The sequence below is a fragment of the Streptomyces sp. MUM 203J genome, from assembly GCF_022414595.1.
Classification (GTDB): domain Bacteria; phylum Actinomycetota; class Actinomycetes; order Streptomycetales; family Streptomycetaceae; genus Streptomyces.
Map to the genome: position 1 here is coordinate 124,701 of NZ_JADWYO010000003.1, position 18,930 is coordinate 143,630.

At 72.7% G+C, this 18,930-nt stretch carries 20 protein-coding genes and 1 tRNA gene; 8 read left to right on the forward strand and 13 right to left on the reverse strand.

Features of this window, described 5'->3' with window-relative positions:
- Positions 1 to 12 precede the first annotated feature (12 nt).
- The 5 genes from I3F58_RS03355 to I3F58_RS03375 form a co-directional block, all read right to left on the reverse strand.
- Entirely contained in the window at positions 13 to 738 is a 726-nt protein-coding gene (locus I3F58_RS03355; RefSeq protein WP_240106643.1) for a nucleotidyltransferase family protein, read from the reverse strand.
- Positions 739 to 754: 16 nt separating this feature from the next.
- Positions 755 to 1,171, reverse strand: a complete 417-nt coding sequence (locus I3F58_RS03360; RefSeq protein WP_240106644.1) for a hypothetical protein — start codon at positions 1,169 to 1,171, stop codon at positions 755 to 757.
- Between the two features lie 225 nt (positions 1,172 to 1,396).
- Positions 1,397 to 2,503, reverse strand: coding sequence for an ABC transporter ATP-binding protein (locus I3F58_RS03365; RefSeq protein ID WP_240106645.1), 1,107 nt, complete (start codon positions 2,501 to 2,503; stop codon positions 1,397 to 1,399).
- 143 nt (positions 2,504 to 2,646) lie between these two features.
- Positions 2,647 to 3,597, reverse strand: coding sequence for a sigma-70 family RNA polymerase sigma factor (locus I3F58_RS03370; RefSeq protein ID WP_240106646.1), 951 nt, complete (start codon positions 3,595 to 3,597; stop codon positions 2,647 to 2,649).
- A 10-nt stretch (positions 3,598 to 3,607) separates the two neighbouring features.
- A complete protein-coding gene (locus I3F58_RS03375) occupies positions 3,608 to 3,751 on the reverse strand; it encodes a hypothetical protein (RefSeq protein ID WP_240106647.1) in 144 nt (47 codons plus the stop codon).
- An 83-nt stretch (positions 3,752 to 3,834) separates the two neighbouring features.
- Here I3F58_RS03375 and I3F58_RS03380 point away from each other — a divergent pair.
- Together I3F58_RS03380 and I3F58_RS03385 are read left to right on the forward strand one after the other, a co-directional pair.
- Positions 3,835 to 3,908 (forward strand) — tRNA-Thr (locus tag I3F58_RS03380).
- A gap of 338 nt (positions 3,909 to 4,246) precedes the next feature.
- A complete protein-coding gene (locus I3F58_RS03385; RefSeq protein ID WP_240106648.1) occupies positions 4,247 to 4,726 on the forward strand; it encodes a GNAT family N-acetyltransferase in 480 nt (159 codons plus the stop codon).
- A 341-nt stretch (positions 4,727 to 5,067) separates the two neighbouring features.
- Here the strand turns inward: I3F58_RS03385 and I3F58_RS03390 are convergent, their stop codons facing one another.
- Positions 5,068 to 5,790, reverse strand: coding sequence for a ScbR family autoregulator-binding transcription factor (locus I3F58_RS03390; protein WP_240106649.1), 723 nt, complete (start codon positions 5,788 to 5,790; stop codon positions 5,068 to 5,070).
- A gap of 244 nt (positions 5,791 to 6,034) precedes the next feature.
- Between I3F58_RS03390 and I3F58_RS03395 the strand changes: the two genes are divergently transcribed.
- The 3 genes from I3F58_RS03395 (at position 6,035) to I3F58_RS03405 (ending at position 8,523) form a co-directional block, all read left to right on the forward strand.
- Positions 6,035 to 6,808, forward strand: coding sequence for a glucose 1-dehydrogenase (locus tag I3F58_RS03395; protein WP_240106650.1), 774 nt, complete (start codon positions 6,035 to 6,037; stop codon positions 6,806 to 6,808).
- A 140-nt stretch (positions 6,809 to 6,948) separates the two neighbouring features.
- Positions 6,949 to 7,854, forward strand: coding sequence for an NADP-dependent oxidoreductase (locus tag I3F58_RS03400; protein WP_240106651.1), 906 nt, complete (start codon positions 6,949 to 6,951; stop codon positions 7,852 to 7,854).
- Between the two features lie 81 nt (positions 7,855 to 7,935).
- A complete protein-coding gene (locus tag I3F58_RS03405; protein ID WP_240106652.1) occupies positions 7,936 to 8,523 on the forward strand; it encodes an NADPH-dependent FMN reductase in 588 nt (195 codons plus the stop codon).
- A gap of 78 nt (positions 8,524 to 8,601) precedes the next feature.
- Here I3F58_RS03405 and I3F58_RS03410 read toward each other — a convergent pair whose 3' ends face one another.
- Complete coding sequence (locus I3F58_RS03410; protein ID WP_240106653.1) at positions 8,602 to 9,309, reverse strand: hypothetical protein; 708 nt, start codon at positions 9,307 to 9,309, stop codon at positions 8,602 to 8,604.
- A gap of 257 nt (positions 9,310 to 9,566) precedes the next feature.
- Positions 9,567 to 10,529: a ScbA/BarX family gamma-butyrolactone biosynthesis protein gene (locus I3F58_RS03415; protein WP_240106654.1), complete on the reverse strand. Its 963-nt coding sequence runs from the start codon at positions 10,527 to 10,529 to the stop codon at positions 9,567 to 9,569.
- A 335-nt stretch (positions 10,530 to 10,864) separates the two neighbouring features.
- Here I3F58_RS03415 and I3F58_RS03420 point away from each other — a divergent pair, with 335 nt between their 5' ends.
- A complete protein-coding gene (locus I3F58_RS03420) occupies positions 10,865 to 11,464 on the forward strand; it encodes a ScbR family autoregulator-binding transcription factor (RefSeq protein WP_240106655.1) in 600 nt (199 codons plus the stop codon).
- 36 nt (positions 11,465 to 11,500) lie between these two features.
- On the opposite strand, the gene I3F58_RS03425 is transcribed toward I3F58_RS03420, so the two are convergent.
- The 4 genes from I3F58_RS03425 to I3F58_RS03440 form a co-directional block, all read right to left on the reverse strand.
- Entirely contained in the window at positions 11,501 to 12,481 is a 981-nt protein-coding gene (locus tag I3F58_RS03425; protein WP_240106656.1) for an NAD(P)-dependent oxidoreductase, read from the reverse strand.
- A 77-nt stretch (positions 12,482 to 12,558) separates the two neighbouring features.
- A complete protein-coding gene (locus I3F58_RS03430) occupies positions 12,559 to 13,059 on the reverse strand; it encodes a hypothetical protein (protein WP_240106728.1) in 501 nt (166 codons plus the stop codon).
- A gap of 98 nt (positions 13,060 to 13,157) precedes the next feature.
- Positions 13,158 to 13,784 (reverse strand): response regulator transcription factor, encoded by a 627-nt coding sequence (locus I3F58_RS03435; protein ID WP_240106657.1) that lies wholly within the window; start codon positions 13,782 to 13,784, stop codon positions 13,158 to 13,160.
- On the reverse strand, positions 13,781 to 14,974 hold the full coding sequence (locus tag I3F58_RS03440; protein ID WP_240106729.1) for a sensor histidine kinase: 1,194 nt from the start codon (positions 14,972 to 14,974) through the stop codon (positions 13,781 to 13,783). The genes I3F58_RS03435 and I3F58_RS03440 overlap by 4 nt, the downstream gene beginning before the upstream one ends.
- 185 nt (positions 14,975 to 15,159) lie before the next feature.
- On the opposite strand from I3F58_RS03440, the gene I3F58_RS03445 reads away from it, so the two are divergent.
- Positions 15,160 to 15,756, forward strand: a complete 597-nt coding sequence (locus I3F58_RS03445) for a heme-binding protein (protein ID WP_240106658.1) — start codon at positions 15,160 to 15,162, stop codon at positions 15,754 to 15,756.
- Between the two features lie 23 nt (positions 15,757 to 15,779).
- Positions 15,780 to 17,204 (forward strand): M1 family metallopeptidase, encoded by a 1,425-nt coding sequence (locus tag I3F58_RS03450; protein WP_240106659.1) that lies wholly within the window; start codon positions 15,780 to 15,782, stop codon positions 17,202 to 17,204.
- A gap of 36 nt (positions 17,205 to 17,240) precedes the next feature.
- Here the strand turns inward: I3F58_RS03450 and I3F58_RS03455 are convergent, their stop codons facing one another.
- A complete protein-coding gene (locus I3F58_RS03455; protein WP_240106660.1) occupies positions 17,241 to 18,881 on the reverse strand; it encodes an ADP-ribosyltransferase domain-containing protein in 1,641 nt (546 codons plus the stop codon).
- Positions 18,882 to 18,930: the final 49 nt, after the last annotated feature.

The following is an 18,930-nucleotide window of genomic DNA, read 5'->3' on the forward strand; positions in this document are numbered from 1 at the left end:
AGCAGGGGGCGACTAGCGGTTCGCCGCCAGCTCCCGCGCGGCCTCCGTGAGGTCCTTCGCCGTGTCGATGGCACGCCAGTACGCCCCCTGGGGCAGCGGGAAGCCGGCCAGGCGGCGTTCGCGGGCGAGGCGCGGGAAGGTGGTGCGCTCGTGGTCGCCGCGTTCGGGCAGCAGGGAGGTGAACTCGGCGGAGAAGACGTAGACGCCCGCGTTGATCAGGTAGGGCGACGGCGGCGCCTCGATGAAGTCCGTGATGTGGCCGAACGCGTCGGTCTCGACGGCGCCCCACGGGATACGGGGCCGGGCCAGGGCCAGAGTCGCGACGGCGTCCCGCTCGGTGTGGAACGCGGCCATCTCGCGCAGCGAGAACCGGGTCCAGATGTCGCCGTTCGTGGCGTACCAGGGCGCCTCGGGGCCGGGCAGCCGGGCCGCCGCGTACTTGAGGCCGCCGCCGCGGCCCAGGGGCTCGTCCTCCACGACGGTGGTGACGCGCAGCGGCAGCGGGGCGGAGGCCAGCCACTCCTGGAGGACCCCGGCGAGATGACCGCAGGACACGACCGCGTCGGTCACGCCCTCGGCGGCCAGCCAGGACAGCTGATGGCCGATGATCGGGGTCCCGGTGCCCGGGATCTCGACCATCGGCTTGGGGCGGTCGTCGGTGTACGGGCGCAGTCGCGCCCCCTGGCCGCCGGCCAGGACCACGGCCTGCGTCGGGTACACCTCACCGGTGCCGGCCACGCGGAGCCGTCCGCGCTCAGCTGGCGGAGGCGACGCCGTGGGCGAAGGACGTGTCGCAGACGGGGCGGGAGAAGGACTGGGCACGGGTCGGGCCGTAGAGCCGTACGGCGGCCTCCCCCAGGTCACGGGCGATGGACATGCAGTGCTTGGCGAGGGAGGGCTTCCTCTCCACCGCCCGCTGGAGGCCGGTGAGGGCGACGCCCGGGTCCTCCTCGCGGAGCTTGAGGAGGAGGCTGTCGCGGAGGACGTCCTGCGGTTCGCGGGGCTTCGCCGGTTCCGCGACGTTCTGCTGCGCGGCGGCGGTCAGCAGCTGGGTCTCGGAGGGGCGGCCTGCCCAGGGGACGCTGGTGACCGCGAGAGTTCCGGAGAGCACCAGGACGACGGGCAGTACGAGAGCGAGGGTGCGGCCGATGCGGCGTGCTGTCTGGGTCACGGAGGGAGCGTAGCGCTCAGTGAAGTTTCAAGGACGGTTAGTCACTCTCACGAGGGAGGGTTATCTGCTCCTTTTCGCACGCGAGGTTGACGAACGGGGCCCGAACGGCACCCGAATGGGGGGCGAAACGCCCTTTCCGTCCGGGATGGCGGGATGCCGGTACGTGAACGGCCCCGCGCCGCCGCGGGGATGCGGGGTGCGGGGCCGTGGGGGACACGGTGGGGTTCAGTCGCTGAGGCGCTCGCCGGTCGACGTGGAGAACACGTGCATCTCGTCCGCGCGCGGCACCACGTGCAGGGCGGAGCCCTTGGCGGGGATGGCGCGGCCGCCGACGCGGACGACGATGTCCTCGGGTTCGCCGCCGCCGACCCGGGCGGTGCCGTACACATAGCCGTCGGCGCCGAGTTCCTCGACGACGTTGACGGAGACGGCGACACCGGCGGGCCCGCCCGCGGCGCCGTCGCTGATGTCGAAGTGCTCGGGGCGGACGCCGACCGTGACCGTGCGGTCGCCGTTGGCGGAGGCGGCGGCGAGGGCGCCGCGGGTGACGGGCACGACGGTGTCGCCGAACATCACGCCGCCGTCGGTGATCGGGACCTCCACCAGGTTCATGGCGGGGGAGCCGATGAAGCCGGCGACGAAGAGGTTCGCGGGGCGGTCGTACATGTTGCGGGGAGTGTCGACCTGCTGGAGCAGCCCGTCCTTGAGGACCGCGACCCGGTCGCCCATCGTCAGGGCCTCGACCTGGTCGTGGGTGACGTACACGGTGGTGATGCCCAGGCGGCGCTGGAGCGAGGCGATCTGCGTACGGGTGGAGACGCGGAGCTTGGCGTCCAGGTTGGACAGCGGCTCGTCCATGAGGAACACCTGCGGCTCGCGCACGATGGCGCGGCCCATGGCGACGCGCTGGCGCTGACCGCCGGACAGGGCCTTGGGCTTGCGGTCCAGGTACTGGGTCAGGTCGAGGATCTTGGCGGCCTCCTCGACCTTCGCGCGGATCTCCGCCTTGTTCACGCCGGCGATCTTGAGGGCGAAGCCCATGTTGTCCGCGACGGTCATGTGCGGGTAGAGCGCGTAGTTCTGGAACACCATGGCGATGTCCCGGTCCTTCGGCGGCAGGTGGGTGACATCGCGGTCACCGATGCGGATCGCGCCGCCGTTGACGTCCTCCAGACCCGCGAGCATCCGGAGGGAGGTGGACTTGCCGCAGCCGGAGGGGCCGACGAGGACGAGGAACTCGCCGTCCGCGATCTCGATGTCGAGCTGGTCGACGGCGGGCTTGGTGCCACCCGGGTACAGCCGGGTGGCCTTGTCGAACGTGACAGAAGCCATGGTGATGGATTCCCTTCACCGGCAGGAACGTGCCGGACGATCCGAGTAAAGGAAGCGGTGTTCAGGTCTAGTCCATGCGAACGGACTCCGGGTGACGGTACCCGGAGGGGGCGGCTTCTGTCAGTACCGCTTGGGTAGCCGCCTCACCACTCGGCTATGAGCGGTGTGTCCGGTTCGTGCCGTCGCCAGGCTTCGGTGAGGCGGACGAGCCGGGAGGGAGCGGCGATGCCGCGTACGGTCGCGATCCTGTCGTCGGCGAGGTCGAACGTCACTGCGCCCACGACGCGGCCGCCGGGCACGAAGAGGAGCGCGGGAGCGCCGTTGACGACCGCGTAGTGGACGGTGGACGGGCCGCCGGCCAGTCGCTGCTTCGCGGGCGTGGACCTGAAGCCGGCCCGTGCGATGGCGGAGATGCGCTGCGGAGTGTCGTACCGGAGCAGCTTCGCGGTCAGGCCCGCTCCGTCGGAGACCGCGGTCGCGTCGTCGGTGAGCAGCGCCACCAGCCGTTCGGTGCGGCCCGAGGTGGCGGCGGCGAGGAACGCCTCGACGACCCTGCGGGCGGACGCCGGGTCGGCCTCGCCGCCGCGGCGCCCGTCGGTTATGCGGCGCCGGGCCCGGTGGAGATGCTGCTGGCTCGCGGATTCGGTGATGCCGAGGATCTCCGCGATCTCGGCGTGGCCGTGCGAGAACGCCTCGCGCAGGACGTACACGGCCCGTTCGACGGGGGTCAGCCGTTCCATGAGGGTCAGTACGGCGAGGGAGACCGATTCGCGCTGCTCGAAGGTGTCGGCCGGGCCGAGCATCGGGTCGCCGTCGAGGAGCGGTTCGGGCAGCCAGGCGCCGACGGTGCGTTCGCGGCGGGCCTGTGCCGAGCGGAGCCGGTCGAGGCACAGGTTGGTGACGGCCTTGGTCAGCCACGCCTCCGGCACCCTGATCCGCCGCCGGTCGGCGGCCTGCCAGTGCAGGAAGGCGTCCTGCACGGTGTCCTCGGCGTCGGTGGCGGAGCCCAGCAGCCGGTACGCCAGCGAGGCCAGCCGGTGACGGCAGGCCTCGAACCGGGCGGTGCCGAAGCGATCGGGGGCGGTGCCGTCCACGCGGGGCACCCTAGGCGGACCACGGGCGCGGCGCGACGGTCTGCTCGGGGGACCGGGCGGACTTCGCGGCGGGCCCGGCCTGTTCCGCGGACCCGTGCGGCTCCTCGGCGGAGCCGACGGCCGGCGCGGCCGACGTGTGTGTGACATGGGTCATGCGTGCGCCCGGAAGTCTGTGGCTCGGGAATCCGGCGCTGTGTAGAGTGAGTGAAGTTCGCGCGTGGCATCGTCCTGCGCGATGCCTCCTTAGCTCAGCTGGCCAGAGCACCGCTCTTGTAAAGCGGGGGTCGTCGGTTCGAACCCGACAGGGGGCTCCCTCGTGGCCGGGTAGGCCACCCCGAAAGGCCCAGGTCGGACTGTTGTCCCGTCTCACCTGGGCCTTTCGTCGTGCTTCCCGCGCCGCCCACGCAGTGCCCATGTCCCGGCCGCGCCCCTGCTGCCGGGACGGTGTTCCCCGAACTCCGCCCGGAAGAGGGGCGCTTGCGGTCCACGCCGGAGCGGGTGACCCGGCACGCTGTCGGCGTCGGCCGGAGGGGGCTGACCGTCCTTTGCTGCGGGCCACCCGGCAGGCCCCCGCCTCCCGGCCGGGGCGTTCGGCGTGGGCGGGTGGAGGCGGTGGACGTGGGCGGGGCCGGGGCGGCAGGCTGCGGGCATGATTCGTACCGCCGTGCCTGCCGATGTGCCCGTCCTCTACTCCATGGTCCGTGAACTCGCCCTGTACGAGAAGGCGCTGGAGGAGGTGCGGGCGACCGAGGAGCAGCTGCGGGAGGCGCTGTTCGGGGAGCGGCCGGCCGTGTACGCGTATGTGGCGGAGGACGAGGGCGGGGAGGTCGTCGGGTTCGCGCTGTGGTTCCTGAACTTCTCGACCTGGCGCGGGGTGCACGGGATCTGTCTGGAGGACCTGTACGTGCGGCCGGAGGCGCGCGGCGGCGGGTACGGGAAGGCGCTGCTGCGGGAGCTGGCGCGGACGTGCGCGGAGCGCGGGTACGAGCGGCTGGAGTGGTCGGTGCTGGACTGGAACGAGCCGGCCATCGGGTTCTACAGGTCGCTGGGCGCCGAGCCGATGTCGGAGTGGACGGTGTACCGGCTGACGGACGGGGCGCTGGAGCGGCTGGGGTCGGGGCAGGGGTGACAGCGGGGCGGGGACGCCGGGCCCGCCGGCAGCGGGGCGGGGCGCGAGGGGCCGGGCCCGCCGCCCGCGCCTGCTGCGGTGCTCCGTGAGGATTCCCCCGGTGCCTTCTGCTCCGTGAACCATCTGTCCGCCACCGTCGCTCCGATGTCCCGGCGCCTTCCGCCCGGTGTCCGGTGATCGCGGCGCCCGGCCCTCCGTGAGTGCGGCACCCGGTGTCCGTCGCCCGCGAGCCGGCGTCCCCGGGCCTCCGGCGGCTCTCCGGGGAGCCAGGGCCCCTGGGGCGGGGCCGCCCCGGTCGGCCTCGGCCCCGTTCGCCTGGGCCCGGTCCGGTGCGGTTCGGGTCAGGCTGCGACGGACTGCTGGGGCCGGTCCACGGCGTCGTCGGCTTCGGGTGCGGCCGCGGGCCCGGGCTCGTCCCGGGCGGGCGTCTGCGCGCTCATCTCCTCGATGACCTGCGCGCCCCGCTCCGGGGACATGTCGATGCGGGCCAGTACCGCGGGTGTGGCGATGCTCGGGTAGATGTGGCGGTACAGGTCGGCCACGCGGGACTCGAAGTCCTCGCGGTCGGCGAGGGTCTCGGAGACGGACTGGGTGCCGGTCCAGGCGGCGGTGAGGATCCAGGCGGTCGCCGCGGTGTCCACATGGGGGAGCAGTTCGCCCTGGTTCTTGGCCTGGTCGAGCAGCTCCCTGGTCAGCTCGATCCAGCCGGGCAGGGAGCCGCCGCCGAAGGTGCGGCGGGTCGCGGGGCCGAGGGACAGCCGGGCTCCCGCACTCAGCATCGGCTCGCGGCGCATGCGGTAGGCCAGCACCATCGACATGTCGAGCAGCTGCTGGAGCTTGATGTCGCGGTCGGGTACGCCGCCCTCCGCGAACTGCTCGTCGATGACGCCCTGAGCGAGCAGCTGCTTGGACGGGAAGTGGAAGTAGAGGGCGCCCTTGGTCACCCCGGCCCGGGCGAGGATGTCCGCGATCGTCGCTGCTTCGTAGCCTCGCTCGTCGAAGACGGCCGCCGCCGCCTCCAGGATCGCGCGACGGGTGCGGACTGCTCGTTCCTGCTGTGCCACGGTGCCTCCGGTTCCCAAAGTCAAGTACGACCGCGTCTACCACTGCATCAGCCGTACCTGAGGAATTCAACCAGGGGGCCCGTATTTTTGTCAGCCGGGGCTGATGGCGGCGCGATGCAGGCGGGGTCGCTCGGATGAGAAATGGCTGTTCAGATGGGTTGAGTGGGGTACAGGGGCAGCCATTGGGGCTTCCATGAAACCGCCTGAGCGGTTTTCTGTCAGGTTGGCTGATACCGTCCCATCCATGATCGCCAGCAGAGGCTCGCTCACAGGAAAGTCGGCGCTGATCACCGGCGCCGGACGGGGGATAGGCGCCGCCGCCGCCCGGGTGTTCTGCCGCGAGGGCGCCGCGGTGACGCTCGCCGCCCGGGACGAGGCGGCGCTCGCCTCGCTTGTCGCGGAACTGACCGAGGCGGGGCACCGCGCCCAGTACGTGGTCGCGGACGTGACCCGCCGCGCGGACGCCGACCGTGCCGTGGCGGCAGCGGTTTCCGTGTACGGACGGCTCGACTCGGCCTTCAACAACGCCGGGCTCGCCGCCCTGCCGCAGCCCCTGCACCTGGTCGAGGACGAGGTGTTCGACCAGGTCATGGGCGTCAATGTGCGCGGGGTGTGGAACTGCATGCGCGCCGAGGTCACCGCCATGCTGGAGACCGGGGGCGGTGCCGTCGTCAACAACAGCAGCACGGCCGGGTTGGTGGCGACCGTCGCGGGTTCCCCGTACATCGCCGCCAAGCACGCGGTCATCGGCCTGACGAAGGCGGCGGCCAACGAGTACGGCTCCGCGGGCATCCGCGTCAACGCGCTCGCCACGGGCGCCACCCGCACCGAGATGCTCGGCGGCTGGCTGGCCGAGGACCATCCGGCCCGGGAGGACCGGATGGCCGCCAAGGCGATGCTGGGCCGGCTCGCGGCCCCGGAGGAGATCGCGGAGGCCGCGGCCTGGCTGTGCAGCGAGGCGTCCTCGTACGTCACGGGCACGACGCTGGCGGTGGACGGGGGGAGGCTGGCGCGCTGAGCGTGACGGCCGAAACCCCTCTCCCACTTTCGCCTCGCTGCTGTTGACCTCAAGTGGGCTTGAGCTTTTACGTTCTTCGTGTCGCCCGGCGATCCGGTCGGCGGAAGACCGAACTCGCGTCTTGTCGAGGAGTGTCGAGGGTGAAGGCTGCCGCGTTCCACGCGTTCGGAGGCCCCGAGGTCCTGGAGCTGATGGAGCTTCCGGTGCCCGAGGCGGGGCCCGGTGAGGTGCGGGTGAAGATCGCGGGCGCGCAGCCCACCGACTGCGCGGTGCGCCGGGGCTGGAGCCCGCCGGGGTTCGCACTCACGTTCCCGCATGTCACCGGTGGCGACTTCGCCGGGGTCGTGGACGCGGTCGGTGAGGGTGTGGCCGGATTAGCGGCCGGTGACGAGGTACTGGGCTTCCGTACCCAGCTCACCTACGCCGAGTATCTGGTCGTGCCCGCCGATCAGATCGTGCCCGGACCGGCCGCGCTGCCCTGGGAGGTCGCCGGATGCCTCTCCGCGTCCGGGCAGACCGCGCACACCGCGGTCGAGGCGCTGGGCGTCGCGGCGGGCGAGACGTTCCTGGTCAACGGCGCCGCCGGCGGCGTCGGCACGGTCGCCACGCAGCTCGCTGCGGCGCGCGGCGCCAAGGTGATCGCCACCGCTCGCGAGGGGAACCACGCCTACCTGTGCGGGCTCGGCGCGGTCCCCGTCACGTGCGGAGAAGGCCTCATCGACCGGGTGCGCGCGGCGGCCCCGGAGGGTGTGGACGCGGCGCTGGACACCGCGAGCGTCGACGGTCTGCGGGCGGCGGCCGAGCTGGTCGCGGACCGGGACCGGGTCGGTACGGTCTTCGCGCACGAGGCGCACCGGGAGCTGGGCGTGCGGTGGATCACCAGTCGGCGCGCCATGCGGCGGCTGGCCGAGCTGGCGGCGCTCGCCGCGGACGGCGGGCTCAGGATCCACATACGCAGGACGCTGCCGCTGGCCCGTGCCGCGGACGCCCATCGCCAGCTGGGGACGGGGCACGGGCGGGGCAAGATCGTCCTGCTCTTCGGCTGAGTCCGGCCGGGCCCCGCCCCCTCTCCTCCGGCCCGCAGACGGGCCGCCTTTCCTTCCTACTCAACGAATCGAGGCACCCTCATGTCCAAGACCCCCCTCAGGATCGGCGTCGTCATCGGCAGTGTGCGCACCGGGCGCTTCGCGGACACCGTCTCCCGGTGGTTCGTCTCCGAGGCGACGAAGCGCGAGGACATGGAGTTCGAGGTCATCGACCTGGCCGAGCCCGCCCTGGTGGAGGAGCTGAAGCTCACCCTGGAGGACGCTCCCGCCCGGGACGGCGCGGTCCGGCTGGCCGAGCGCATCGCGGGCCTGGACGGATACGTCATCGTCACGCCGGAGTACAACCACGGATACCCGGCCTCGCTCAAGCTGGCGATCGACTACGTCTACAGCGAGTGGCGCGCCAAGCCGGTGGGGTTCGTCTCGTACGGCGGGATGGCCGGCGGCCACCGGGCAGTGGAGCAGCTGCGCCAGGTCTTCGCGGAGATGCATGCGGTGACCCTGCGTGACACCGTCAGCTTCCACATGGCGTGGGAGAAGTTCGACGACGAGGGCCGCCCGCGCGACACAGATGGCACGGCGAAGGCCGCCTCGGTGATGCTGGACCAGCTGGCCTGGTGGGGCCTGACTCTCCGTGAGGGCCGCGCCGCCCGGCCGTACGACGGCTGATTCCGGAGCCGCCGGGCGGCGGTACCGGGAGGGGGCCCGGCGGGCGTGATGTCCGCCGGGCCCCTCTTGCATGCTCCCTCACCCGGCGGGCGCCGAGCGGCACCGCCTCAGGAAGGCCTCCTCCCGCAGCAGCGCCGCGATGCCGTCCCAGAGCGCTCCGGCCAACTCGCCGGCCGGAGCGGTACGCAGCAGCGGGACGCACACGCAGGTCCGGCCGTCCAGGGAGATCACCGGCAGCCTGTGGGCGTCCCGACCCCGCTCGCGCCGGTGAACGGCCGGGTGGGCGGCACGCAGTACGTCGTCCCAGTGCGGCGACTCCATGGCGTCGGCCCGGCCGGTCGGCAGCCCGCAGTCGGCCAGGGCCTTCTCGACGACGTCGCGGGCCTGCGCCAGCAGCGCGGCCTGGACCTCCTGCCCGGCCTGCGGGGACAGGCCGCGGAGCATGTCGTGGAGGCCGTGGTAGAGGCCGCCGACCTCGTGGAAGCGGTGTGCGAGGGCCTCGTACACGGGGCGGACCGCCCGGCTGCCGCGCTCGGCGGCGACGGCGGCGAGGACCCGTACGGGGCCGGGGGCCAGTTCCCGGAACCGGGAGGGCTCGTCGTCTCCGGAGGTGCCGACCGGGTGGTCGAGCATGGCCGCGTGGACGGTCAGGGCGAGGGGGCGCACGGTCTCGGCCTCCCGCAGCCACTTGTAGGCGACCCAGGTCCAGAGGCAGAGGGGGTCGGCCCAGAGGGTCACGTCCTGTCGGCCCTCCTCGCCGGGTGTGCGGTGCGTGGGCTTGCTCATCGAGGGCTCCCGGGTACTCGTCGTTCTGGTCCTTCGCGTCCTTCGCGCCGCGGTGACCCAGTCGACGAATTATTAAACCGCTTAGGCGGTTTTGTGTGAGGAGATTCAATCGCCCAGGTCTGGTCTGGGGTGGGTAAAACCGGGACAAGCCTCGCTACCCGATGAGGGTGAGCGAGGCTCGATCCTGCAGAAGGTGAAAGAAACCAGGTGTGCGGTTTGTGTTTGTGTCAGAATGATGCCGCACGGTTCGCGGTGGTTCAGGCTCCCGGGGTCCTCTGTGGCGTCAGGAAGATGCACTGGAAGACGGGTTCGCCGTCCTGATGGCCGGTGACGCTGGCGACCGCCCGGGTGCCCGGCCTCAGTGGCGGGATGACCCGGGCCACGAGCCGGCACGGGCTGTCGAACTCGGCGTAACGGTGGAAGGAGATGCTGCCGTGGACGGGCAGGAACCCCATGGGTGTCGTCGCGGCGTGCGCGGCCTGACGCGCCGCCTCGAAGAGCAGCATGCCCGGTATGTGATCGTTGGGCCGCTGGAACAGGGTCGGGTGGCGGGTGTCCACCCGCACGGTCCACTCGCCCTCGCCGCCGTCGGGGGTGGGGGTGAGCAGCACGTCCTCGGTGCGCGAGCGGCCCACGAGCAGCGGGTCGACCGGGGGCTCCGCCGGGACGTGGCGGCCCGGCTGGGCGAGGTCGCCGCGCAGCCTGAGATACGCGGGGTGGCTGGTGATCCGGACGTCGCCGCCGCTGGTGGCCACCGGTCGCCCGCCGCGCTCGAAGACGGTGTCCACCCGCAGCTGCGTGACCCGGCCGCCCCGGAGCTTCAGCCGGGAGAAGCTGAGCCGGATGTCCACGAGGCCGTCCTCCGCCTCCACGTCCAGCCCCTCGGGGTGGCAGGTGTAGTCCAGGTCGGTGACCAGGAAGTGATGGCCGAGAGGAACGTCGTACGCCGCGTGGATCACGGCCATGGCCGCCTGCCGCATCGTTTCCGCGACCAGCATCGGGTCGTGGATCCCGCCCCGCACGGGGGAGAAGAACGGATGGTCGGCGGGCCAGTAGGCCTTCACCAGGTACTGGTTCGTGTCGAGGGTCGTCCAGGCGACCGGGAACGTGTCCTCCGCGCGTGCCCGGTGGCACATCTCCACGGATATGGGCTGGAGCGGTGGGGGCGCGGTGGCCGTCGCCGTGCCGCCCGTGCGCTCCATGTACACCAAGTCGAGCATGCGTATCCCCCTTGATCGAGAGCACTTCTAGTCCCGCCGGTCCCAAAGATACAGACGCACCGGTATTTTGTCGTGGGCTTCTCATGGCCGGAAGCTGTCTCTTCGTGGGTTGTATACGAGTCGGCTCTCAAGCCGTCGGGCGTGCAGAAGCGTCCCAACTTCCCTGGATTGTCCGGGACATTGGGCTCTAGCTTGATCACTTCGCGAGTGATCAAGCTTGTGGGGTGATGAAGTCCGGGACTCCCGAGCCACCTCCTTCGCGGCGTAACAAACCAGTGGTGCGGTTTAGTGATTCATCGAGCAGAGAAGCGCGTAACACGGAAGAGGAGCGTTCAGTGACGAAGCAGGCGCGTGCCGTGCACACCCGGCGGGCTCTGGTCCGCTCGGCAGCCGGCGTCTTCGGCCGGCGGGGATACGCCGAGGCCACGCTGAGCATGATCAGCTCCGGTGCCGGGGTGAGTGCGGGTGCCCTGCACTTCCACTTCGACAACAAGGCGGCCATCGGCGCTGCCGTGGAGCGGTCCGCCGCGGGGGTGCTGTGCCGGGCCGCCGACGAGGTGGACGCCCAGCGCCGCTCGGCGCTCCAGTCGCTGGTCGGCACCACCCACGCGTACGCCCGCGCTCTCTCTGCGGACATCGTGGTCCGGGCCGGGTTCCAGCTGGCCCGGGACACCTGTTACGCGCCCGTCGTCGACCTGCGCCGGGAGTGGCGGTCCCGGGTGCGGAGGCTGATCGCGGAGGCGGTCGAGGAGGAGGCGCTGCTTCCCGGGGTCACCGGTGCCTGCGCCGCCGCGATGGTGATCGCCGCGACGACCGGCTTCGAGGAGCTGGGGCAACGGGACCCCCGGTGGCTGGCCCCGGAGACGCTGGACGACTTCTGGCACCTGGCGCTGCCGTGTGTGGCGACGGAGACCGCGCGTTCGGCGTTGCGGTGACCGGGGCCCCGCGCGCAGCCCCCGTTCAGCTCGTCCTCACGTGCCGGACGAGCTGAACACTCCCGCCCCGTACCGCTCCCCGTACCACCCCGCGTACGTCCCGAACGCCTCCGGGAACGCGGGCCCCGGCGACGAGGGGACCATCGACCACAGGCGCCCGCTGTCGTACCAGTGGTCGGTCGTCATCAGCGACACCACCCGCGCGCTTCCCGGCACCCCCGCCGCCGCCAGCAGCTCCGCCGCCCGCTCCCGGGTCGTCTCGCCCGACGGCAGCGCCAGCCCCAGCACGCCGCCCACGGCCGTGACCAGCTCCCGCGCGGTGACCGGCTCCGGGTGGCTCGCGTGCAGCACCCCGCCCCGCCAGCCCTCCGGCGCCGCCCCCAGCGCGAGGTCCGTGAGGGCACCGGCCAGGGCGTCGGCCGAGATCATGGAAATCCGTGCCCGGCCCCCGTCCACCCAGTGCGGCACCGCGCGCAGCATCCGCGCCAGCGCGGGCACCACCCAGGTGTCGCCCCGCCCGTACACCAGGTGCGGGCGCAGTACCGTCCCCCCGGCGGCCAGCACCAGCCGCTCCCCGGCCAGCCGTGTCACGCTCGTCGGGGACACCGGATCCTCGGCCGGCACCCCCTCGGGCTCACCCCGGTGCGGCTCGTCCCGGTACACGGCGGCCGTGCCGAGCTGGACGACCCGCCGGACGCCTGCCCGCCGCGCCTGCGCGAGCAGCGCGCGCGTGCCCTCGGTGTTGACGGCCCGGCAGCTCTCCTCGTCCCCGCCGATGTGCGCGGCCAGGTGCAGCACGGTGTCGACCCCGTCGCAGATGCCCCGCAGCGAGCCCGGATCGGTCAGATCGCCCCGTACCGCCTCCACCGCACGCTCCGCCCAGTGGGGCGGCAGCTCTCTGCGGTGGGTGAGCAGCCGCACCTCCACCCCGGGCGCCTCCGCGAGCCGGTCCACCACGTGGGACCCGACGAAGCCGGTGCCGCCCGTCACGAGCATCCGTATCCGCTGACTGATCAACCGGAACCCCCTGCCGCTGCGGCCCCGGGGGACCGCATACCGACGATCTTCGGACGGGCCCGATGCTACGACAGTCCTCAGGGCGAGCGGGGGAAACGGGCCTGAAGATCCCACACCGCGGGATTGTCGGCCAGATCCTCGTGCATGTCGGTGAGATCCGCGATCAGATCGTGGAGGAAGTCCCGGGCCTCACGACGGAGCTCGGTGTGCGCGAAGGTCAGCGGGGGCTCCCCGCCGGGCATCCACTCGGCTTCGACGTCCACCCACCCGAAGCGCCGCTCGAACAGCATCCGGTCGGTGGACTCGGTGAAGTCCAGCTCCGCGTACCGGGGGGTGGCCGAGCGGCTGCCGCGCGGGTCGCGGTCCAGCATCTCCACGATGTCGCAGAGCGCCCACGCGAAGTCCAGCACCGGGACCCATCCCCAGGCTGTGGACAGCTCCCGGTCGGCCCCGGTGTCGGCCAGGTACACGTCCCCGCAGAACAGGTCGTGCCGCAGGGCATGGACGTCCGCCCGCCGGTAGTCGGTCTGCGGGGGGTCGGGGAAGCGGCGGGAGAGCGAGTAGCCGATGTCGAGCACGTACGTGATGGTGTCACGCTCCCACGCGGGGGTGTCACGCCCGGGCGGGTCGGCGTCAGGCCCGTACGCGCGGGCGGCGTCCCGTCCGTGCGCGGGAGTCACGCCAGCAGCCGCTGCTCCTTCGCGACCGCCACCGCGCCCGCGCGGGTCTCGACGCCCAGCTTGGTGTAGATGCGGCCCAGGTGGGTCTTGACCGTGGCCTCGCTGATGAACAGCGCGCGGGCGATCTCCCGGTTGCCCAGCCCCCGGGCCAGCTGGGCCAGGATGTCCCGTTCGCGTGCCGTGAGCGCCGGGGCCGTCGCACCCCGGACCCGGTTCATGACCCGGCCGGCCACCGGCGCGGACAGCGTGGTGCGCCCCTCGGCCGCCGCGCGGATCGCCGCGAACAGCTCCTCGGGCCGCTCGGCCTTCAGCAGATAGCCGGTCGCACCCGCGTCGATCGCGCGCGTGATGTCGGCGTCGGTGTCGTAGGTGGTGAGGACCAGGACCCGGACACCCCCGGGCCCGGCGGTGATACGCCGCGTCGCCTCCACCCCGTCCGTCCCCGGCCCCAGCTGGAGGTCCATCAGCACCACGTCCGGGCGCAGTTCCGCCGCCGCGGCCACCGCCTCCTCCCCGCTGCCCGCCTCCCCGACGACCTCCAGGCCGGGCTCACTGGCCAGCAGGGCGAGCAGCCCGGCCCGTACGACGGCGTGGTCGTCGCACAGCAGGACGCGCACACTCATGGGGTCCCCTCCTCCGCACGCACCGGCAGCGCCGCCGACACCACCGTGCCCTCGCCGGGCGCCGACTCCACCGTGAGCGTGCCGCCCAGCCGCGCCACCCGGGCGCGCATCGCGGGCAGCCCGTGCCCTCGGGTCCCCTGGTCCGCCCGGGTCTCCGGGGTTTCCCCGGCTGCGTGAGGCTCGCCGTCCGAGGGCTCGCGCGCCGGGTCGAAGCCGCGCCCGTCGTCCGCGATGTCCAGGACCACCTGGTCGTCCAGGTGGGTGAGGGTCACCGCCGCCGTGGTGGCCCCGGCGTGCTCCCGTACGTTCGCCAGCGCGCCCTGCGCGATGCGCAGCAGGGCCGACGCCACGGGTGTGGGGAGCATCCCGCCTCCCTCCGCGCCTTCGATGTGCACCCGCACCTCCAGCCCGGGCGCCGACTCGCGCCCCGCGAGCGCGGTCAGCGCCTCCGCGAGGCCGCCGCCCCCGGCCAGGTCGGCGGGCGCCAGGTCATGGACGAAGCGCCGGGCCTCGGCCAGGTTGTGCTCCGCGATGGACGCGGCGGTGCGGACATGGCCTCGGGCGGTGTCCGGTTCACCGTCCCAGGTGCGCTCGGCCGCCTGGAGCAGCATGCGCTGGCTCGACAGTCCCTGCGCGAGCGTGTCGTGGATCTCCATGGACAGCCGCTGCCGCTCCGCCAGGGTGCCCTCGCGCCGCTCGGTCGCGGCCAGCTCCCGACGGGTCCTGATCAGGTCCGTGATCAGTGCCTTCTGCCGGTCGGCCTGCCGCTGGGCGTGCACGAACACGGCCGTCGCGATGGCTGCCACGGCGGGCGGTGCGGCCAGCAGCACCGGGTCGACGCCCCCGTCGGAGAGCTTCTGGAGCGCGGCCACCACGAACACGGCGAGCACCGCGACCAGCACCAGTGCGGCACGCGGCGGCAGGGTCCGCAGCCCCGTGTACAGGAGCGGTACGGCGCACAGCGCGAAGCTCGGTGCCAGGACGACGAGGACCACCCACACGGCCACCACCGCGCCCAGCCACACCGGCCGCCGCCGTCCCCGCTGCCCCGTGATCCGGGGCTCCAGCACGTACAGGGCGGCCAGCACGGCGGACAGCACGACCACCCACAGGCCCCGGTCGGCCCACGGGTGCCGCAGCAGGAACCGTACGAGGGAGGCCGCGAGCAGCACGAAGAAGGCGGCGTGCATCACCCACGCCAGCCACCGCGCATCCCGCTCCCGCTCGTTCACGCCCCCATCCTCCTTCCGTCCGGGCCATCCGGCATCAACCGATCGGCTGACCTCGGTGTCCCCCCGACCGTCGACGCGAAACAGCAGGTCAGACCCGCAGGATCGAGACACCGACCCATCGCGACCCGACCAAGGAGCCACTCGTGACCAACCCGACCGCAGGCACCCACAAGGCGAGCAGGAAGTCCCTCCGCACGCGTCTGCTCACCGGCACGGCCGTCGCCGCCGTCCTCACCGCCGGGACCTTCGGCGCCCTCTCCGCGAACGCCGCCGAGCCCGCGACCGCCGCCAAGGGCCCGGCCCTGACAGCCACCTCCTCCCCCGACGCCGACCACCTCACCCGCACCACCCACCTCACCGCCGACGCCGCCACTCGCGCCGCCCAGGCCACGCTCAAGGCCGCCGCGAAGGAGGGCCAGCGCATCACGGTCGCGGTCGTCGACCGCAACGGCAACCCGATCGTGGTCGTGCGCGGTGACGGCGCGGGCCCGCAGTCGTACGAGTCGGCCCAGCGCAAGGCGTTCACCGCCGCGTCCTGGAACGCGCCCACGTCCGAGCTGGTCAAGCGCCTGGAGCAGGCGCCGAACCTCAAGGACATCCCGGGCACCCTGTTCCTCGGCGGCGGTGTTCCGGTGCAGGCCGGTGGCGCGCCCGTCGCGGGCATCGGTGTGGCGGGCGCGCCGAGCGGCGAGCTGGACGAGAAGTTCGCGCGGGCGGGCGTCGCCGCCCTGACGGACTGACGGGCCGCGCATACGATCGAGGCGTGCCCCGCCCCCGCATACGTACGCGTCACGCCGCGGTGAGCGCCGCAGCCCTGGTCCTGGGCGCGGCGCTCACCGGCTGCGAGGGCGTGCGCGGCACCCCGGGTGCGGCCGGGGCGGGCGACCCGTACTTCCCGAGGCTCGGCAACGGCGGCTACGACGTCCGGCACTACGCGCTCACGCTGGCGTACGACCCGAAGACCCGGCACCTGGAGGGCACGGCCGACATCACCTCGCGGGCCACCCAGGACCTCAGCGCATTCAACCTGGACCTGGCGGGCCTCACGGTGCACAGCGCGACGGTCGACGGCGACCGGGCGACGGTCCGCCGGGCGGGCCACGAACTGACGCTCCGCCCCCGCCACGACCTGGACGACGGGGCCGTGTTCCGCACGGTGATCCGCTATTCGGGCACCCCGCGCACGATCACCGACCCGGACGGCTCGGAGGAGGGCTGGCTGCCGACCGCCGACGGCGCGGTGGCGGTGGGCCAGCCGACGGGCTCCATGGCCTGGTTCCCCGGCAACCACACCCCGGCCGACAAGGCCGCGTACACGGTGACGATCACGGTCCCGGACGACGTCCAGGCCCTCTCCAACGGCGAACGCGTGGCGACGAAGAGGGCCGGCGGCAGGACGACCACGACCTGGCGGACGACGGCCCCGATGGCGAGCTATCTGGCGACGGTGGCCATCGGCCGGTACGACCTGCAGGAATCCCGCACGGAATCGGGAATCCCCGTCCTCACGGCCACGGACGAACAGGTGGCTCGCGAGACGGCGCCCCGCAGGTCCGCCGACGGCGGCGGCGGACCCTCCGTCCTCTCCCGTCTCCCCTCCGTCCTCACCTGGGCGGAGAGCCGCTTCGGCGCCTATCCCTTCGCCACCGCGGGCGCGATCGTCGAACGCCGTGAGGACCTCGGCTACGCCCTGGAGACCCAGACCCGCCCGCTCTTCCCCCAGGACGCGCTGACCGAGCCGGTCCTCGTCCACGAAGTCGCCCACCAGTGGTACGGCGACTCGGTCACCCCGAGGTCCTGGCAGGACATGTGGCTCAACGAGGGTTTCGCGACGTACGCGGAATGGCTGTACGACGAGGACTCCGGCACCCGCACCGCCCGCAGCCGCCACGAGTCGGCCTACGCCCACACCCCCAACTGGGCCTTCGCCCCGGCCGCTCCGCCCTCCGCCGCCGCCATCTCGGACGCTCCGGTGTACGAACGCGGGGCGATGCTCCTCCAGAAGCTCCGCGAGGAGGTGGGCGACCCGGTCTTCTTCCGCATCCTCAAGGGCTGGCCGGCCGAGCACCGCCACGGCAACGCCGCCACCGACGACTTCACCCGCTACGCCGAACAGCACGCGGGCCGGGACCTGACGCCCCTGTGGGACACCTGGCTGTACGGCACCGACCGCCCCGACGAGCCGTGACCGCGGCCGTGGCTCCGGCCGCGGCCCGGGCCGGGGTCAGGACACCAGGGTGTCCGGGGTTTCCAGCTCCGTGAGCTGCACGGTGCACAGGCCGCCGCGTTCCGGCTTCACGCCGGTCACCTTGAGCTGGGTGCCGGGCATGAGCAGGAACTCCTCCTCCCCGGTGAACGCGGAGAAGTCGCGGATGCCCACGGCACTGGTGGGGCGGACCTCGAAGAGGGTGCGCTTGCCGCGGCTGCCGAGGAACCCCCGGGCCACGCCCGGCCGGGACGTGCACGAGGACACGCCCCACCAGGTCACCGTCCGGCCCAGCGGGTACTGCGCGCGCATGTCCAGGGGGACGCCGCGCCACAGGGGCTCCTTGCGGGCGGGGAGGCCCGAGACCGCCGAGAACAGCAGGCGCAGGTAGGGGAGGTACGGGACCAGCCTGGCCCGGTCGGGGGAGCGCAGGATCCCGTTGATCTCCCGGTAGAACGCCGACTCGCAGGTGTAGAGGTAGAGCGCGGCGATCGCGTCGGAGGACAGGCTGCCGCCGGCAGGCTGGTCGGCCCGCCTCTTGCCGAAGTCGTGTGACCGTCTGACGTGCCGGTCCAGTCCGGACAGCAGCCGTGCGACCGGGGCGACGGCGTCCTGGAAGTCCATGAGCGGTGTGTCGAACACGCCGGTGATGGCGGGAAGGGCGAGCCCCTCGTCCTTGACGCTCGCGAGCCGCTCCAGATACAGCTGGTGCAGCTCCATCGTGGACGCGATGAACGCGCCCATCCGTTCCGCGACCGCCCCGTCCGGCCCGTCCCCGTCCGCCGCGGCCCGGTCCCAGCCCTTGCCCGGCAGCCAGTCGATCGCGTCGGCACCCAGTGACGCGAGGGCCGCGTTCACCGTCCCGAAGTGGTCGCCCTCGCAGAAGACGTCGCCCTGGGCCGCCGGATTCGGGTGGTCGATGTGCCGGACGTCCACCCCGGGGTACTTCTTCTGGAGCGCGACGACGGTCTTCTTCAGGCTGCGTGCGTGCGCGCCCCACCAGGCGAAGACGACACCCCGGTCCTCCTCGTCCGGGGCGTTCTGCTTCGCCTTGAGGATCTCCTCGACGATCTGCTCCGCGACCGGACGCCAGAAGAGGGCGTGCCGGTCGCTGCCCCGCGCCTCGCCGGTGCTCGCGGTGAGCGCCGCGTTGAGCAGCAGCACGCCCTGCGTGAGCATCGCCTGGAACCACTCCGGCGGCTGGACCGTGTCCTGCTTCTTCAGCAGCGCCCGGATGTCCGCGATCGGGGTCTTCTTGGGGATGCCGTACTTCCACATCGCCGCTGCCTTGATGATGCAGCGGATGCTCACGACCCGGCCGAACTGGCTGTCCTTCCAGTCGTGGAAGGTGTTGTCGAACATGGCGATGCCGGTGGCGCTCTCCGGCCTCGGATAGGGGTTCTGGCCGAAGACCACGACCTTCCACTTGTGCGGCGGGTTCGGCTTGAGCGCCTGGAAGGTCAGTTCACGGACCGGCACGACGTCCGGACCGCGGGCCGGGCCGATGTACGAGGCCGCGCCCGGCTGTGCCTCGATGACCGGCTTCAGCAGCGGCAGCCACGGTTCGCCGCCGTCCTTGAAGAGTTCCGCGAGGGCCAGCGGGTCGTTCGGGCCGGGAGCGGAGGCGGAGGGCGGGGTGGTGCTGTCGGCGTCGCTCATGGAGAAGTGGCTCCGGGAAGAGGAGAGGCGGGGGCTGGGCGGCGGGGAG

Excerpts from the sequence above, each read along its gene's own strand:
- I3F58_RS03365 (WP_240106645.1), bottom strand. The coding sequence starts at position 2,503 with ATGGCTTCTGTCACGTTCGACAAGGCCACCCGGCTGTACCCGGGTGGC.
- I3F58_RS03375 (WP_240106647.1), bottom strand. The coding sequence starts at position 3,751 with ATGACCCATGTCACACACACGTCGGCCGCGCCGGCCGTCGGCTCCGCC.
- I3F58_RS03385 (WP_240106648.1), top strand. The coding sequence starts at position 4,247 with ATGATTCGTACCGCCGTGCCTGCCGATGTGCCCGTCCTCTACTCCATG.
- I3F58_RS03395 (WP_240106650.1), top strand. The coding sequence starts at position 6,035 with ATGATCGCCAGCAGAGGCTCGCTCACAGGAAAGTCGGCGCTGATCACC.
- I3F58_RS03405 (WP_240106652.1), top strand. The coding sequence starts at position 7,936 with ATGTCCAAGACCCCCCTCAGGATCGGCGTCGTCATCGGCAGTGTGCGC.
- I3F58_RS03410 (WP_240106653.1), bottom strand. The coding sequence starts at position 9,309 with ATGAGCAAGCCCACGCACCGCACACCCGGCGAGGAGGGCCGACAGGAC.
- I3F58_RS03415 (WP_240106654.1), bottom strand. The coding sequence starts at position 10,529 with ATGCTCGACTTGGTGTACATGGAGCGCACGGGCGGCACGGCGACGGCC.
- I3F58_RS03435 (WP_240106657.1), bottom strand. The coding sequence starts at position 13,784 with ATGAGTGTGCGCGTCCTGCTGTGCGACGACCACGCCGTCGTACGGGCC.
- I3F58_RS03440 (WP_240106729.1), bottom strand. The coding sequence starts at position 14,974 with ATGCACGCCGCCTTCTTCGTGCTGCTCGCGGCCTCCCTCGTACGGTTC.
- I3F58_RS03455 (WP_240106660.1), bottom strand. The coding sequence starts at position 18,881 with ATGAGCGACGCCGACAGCACCACCCCGCCCTCCGCCTCCGCTCCCGGC.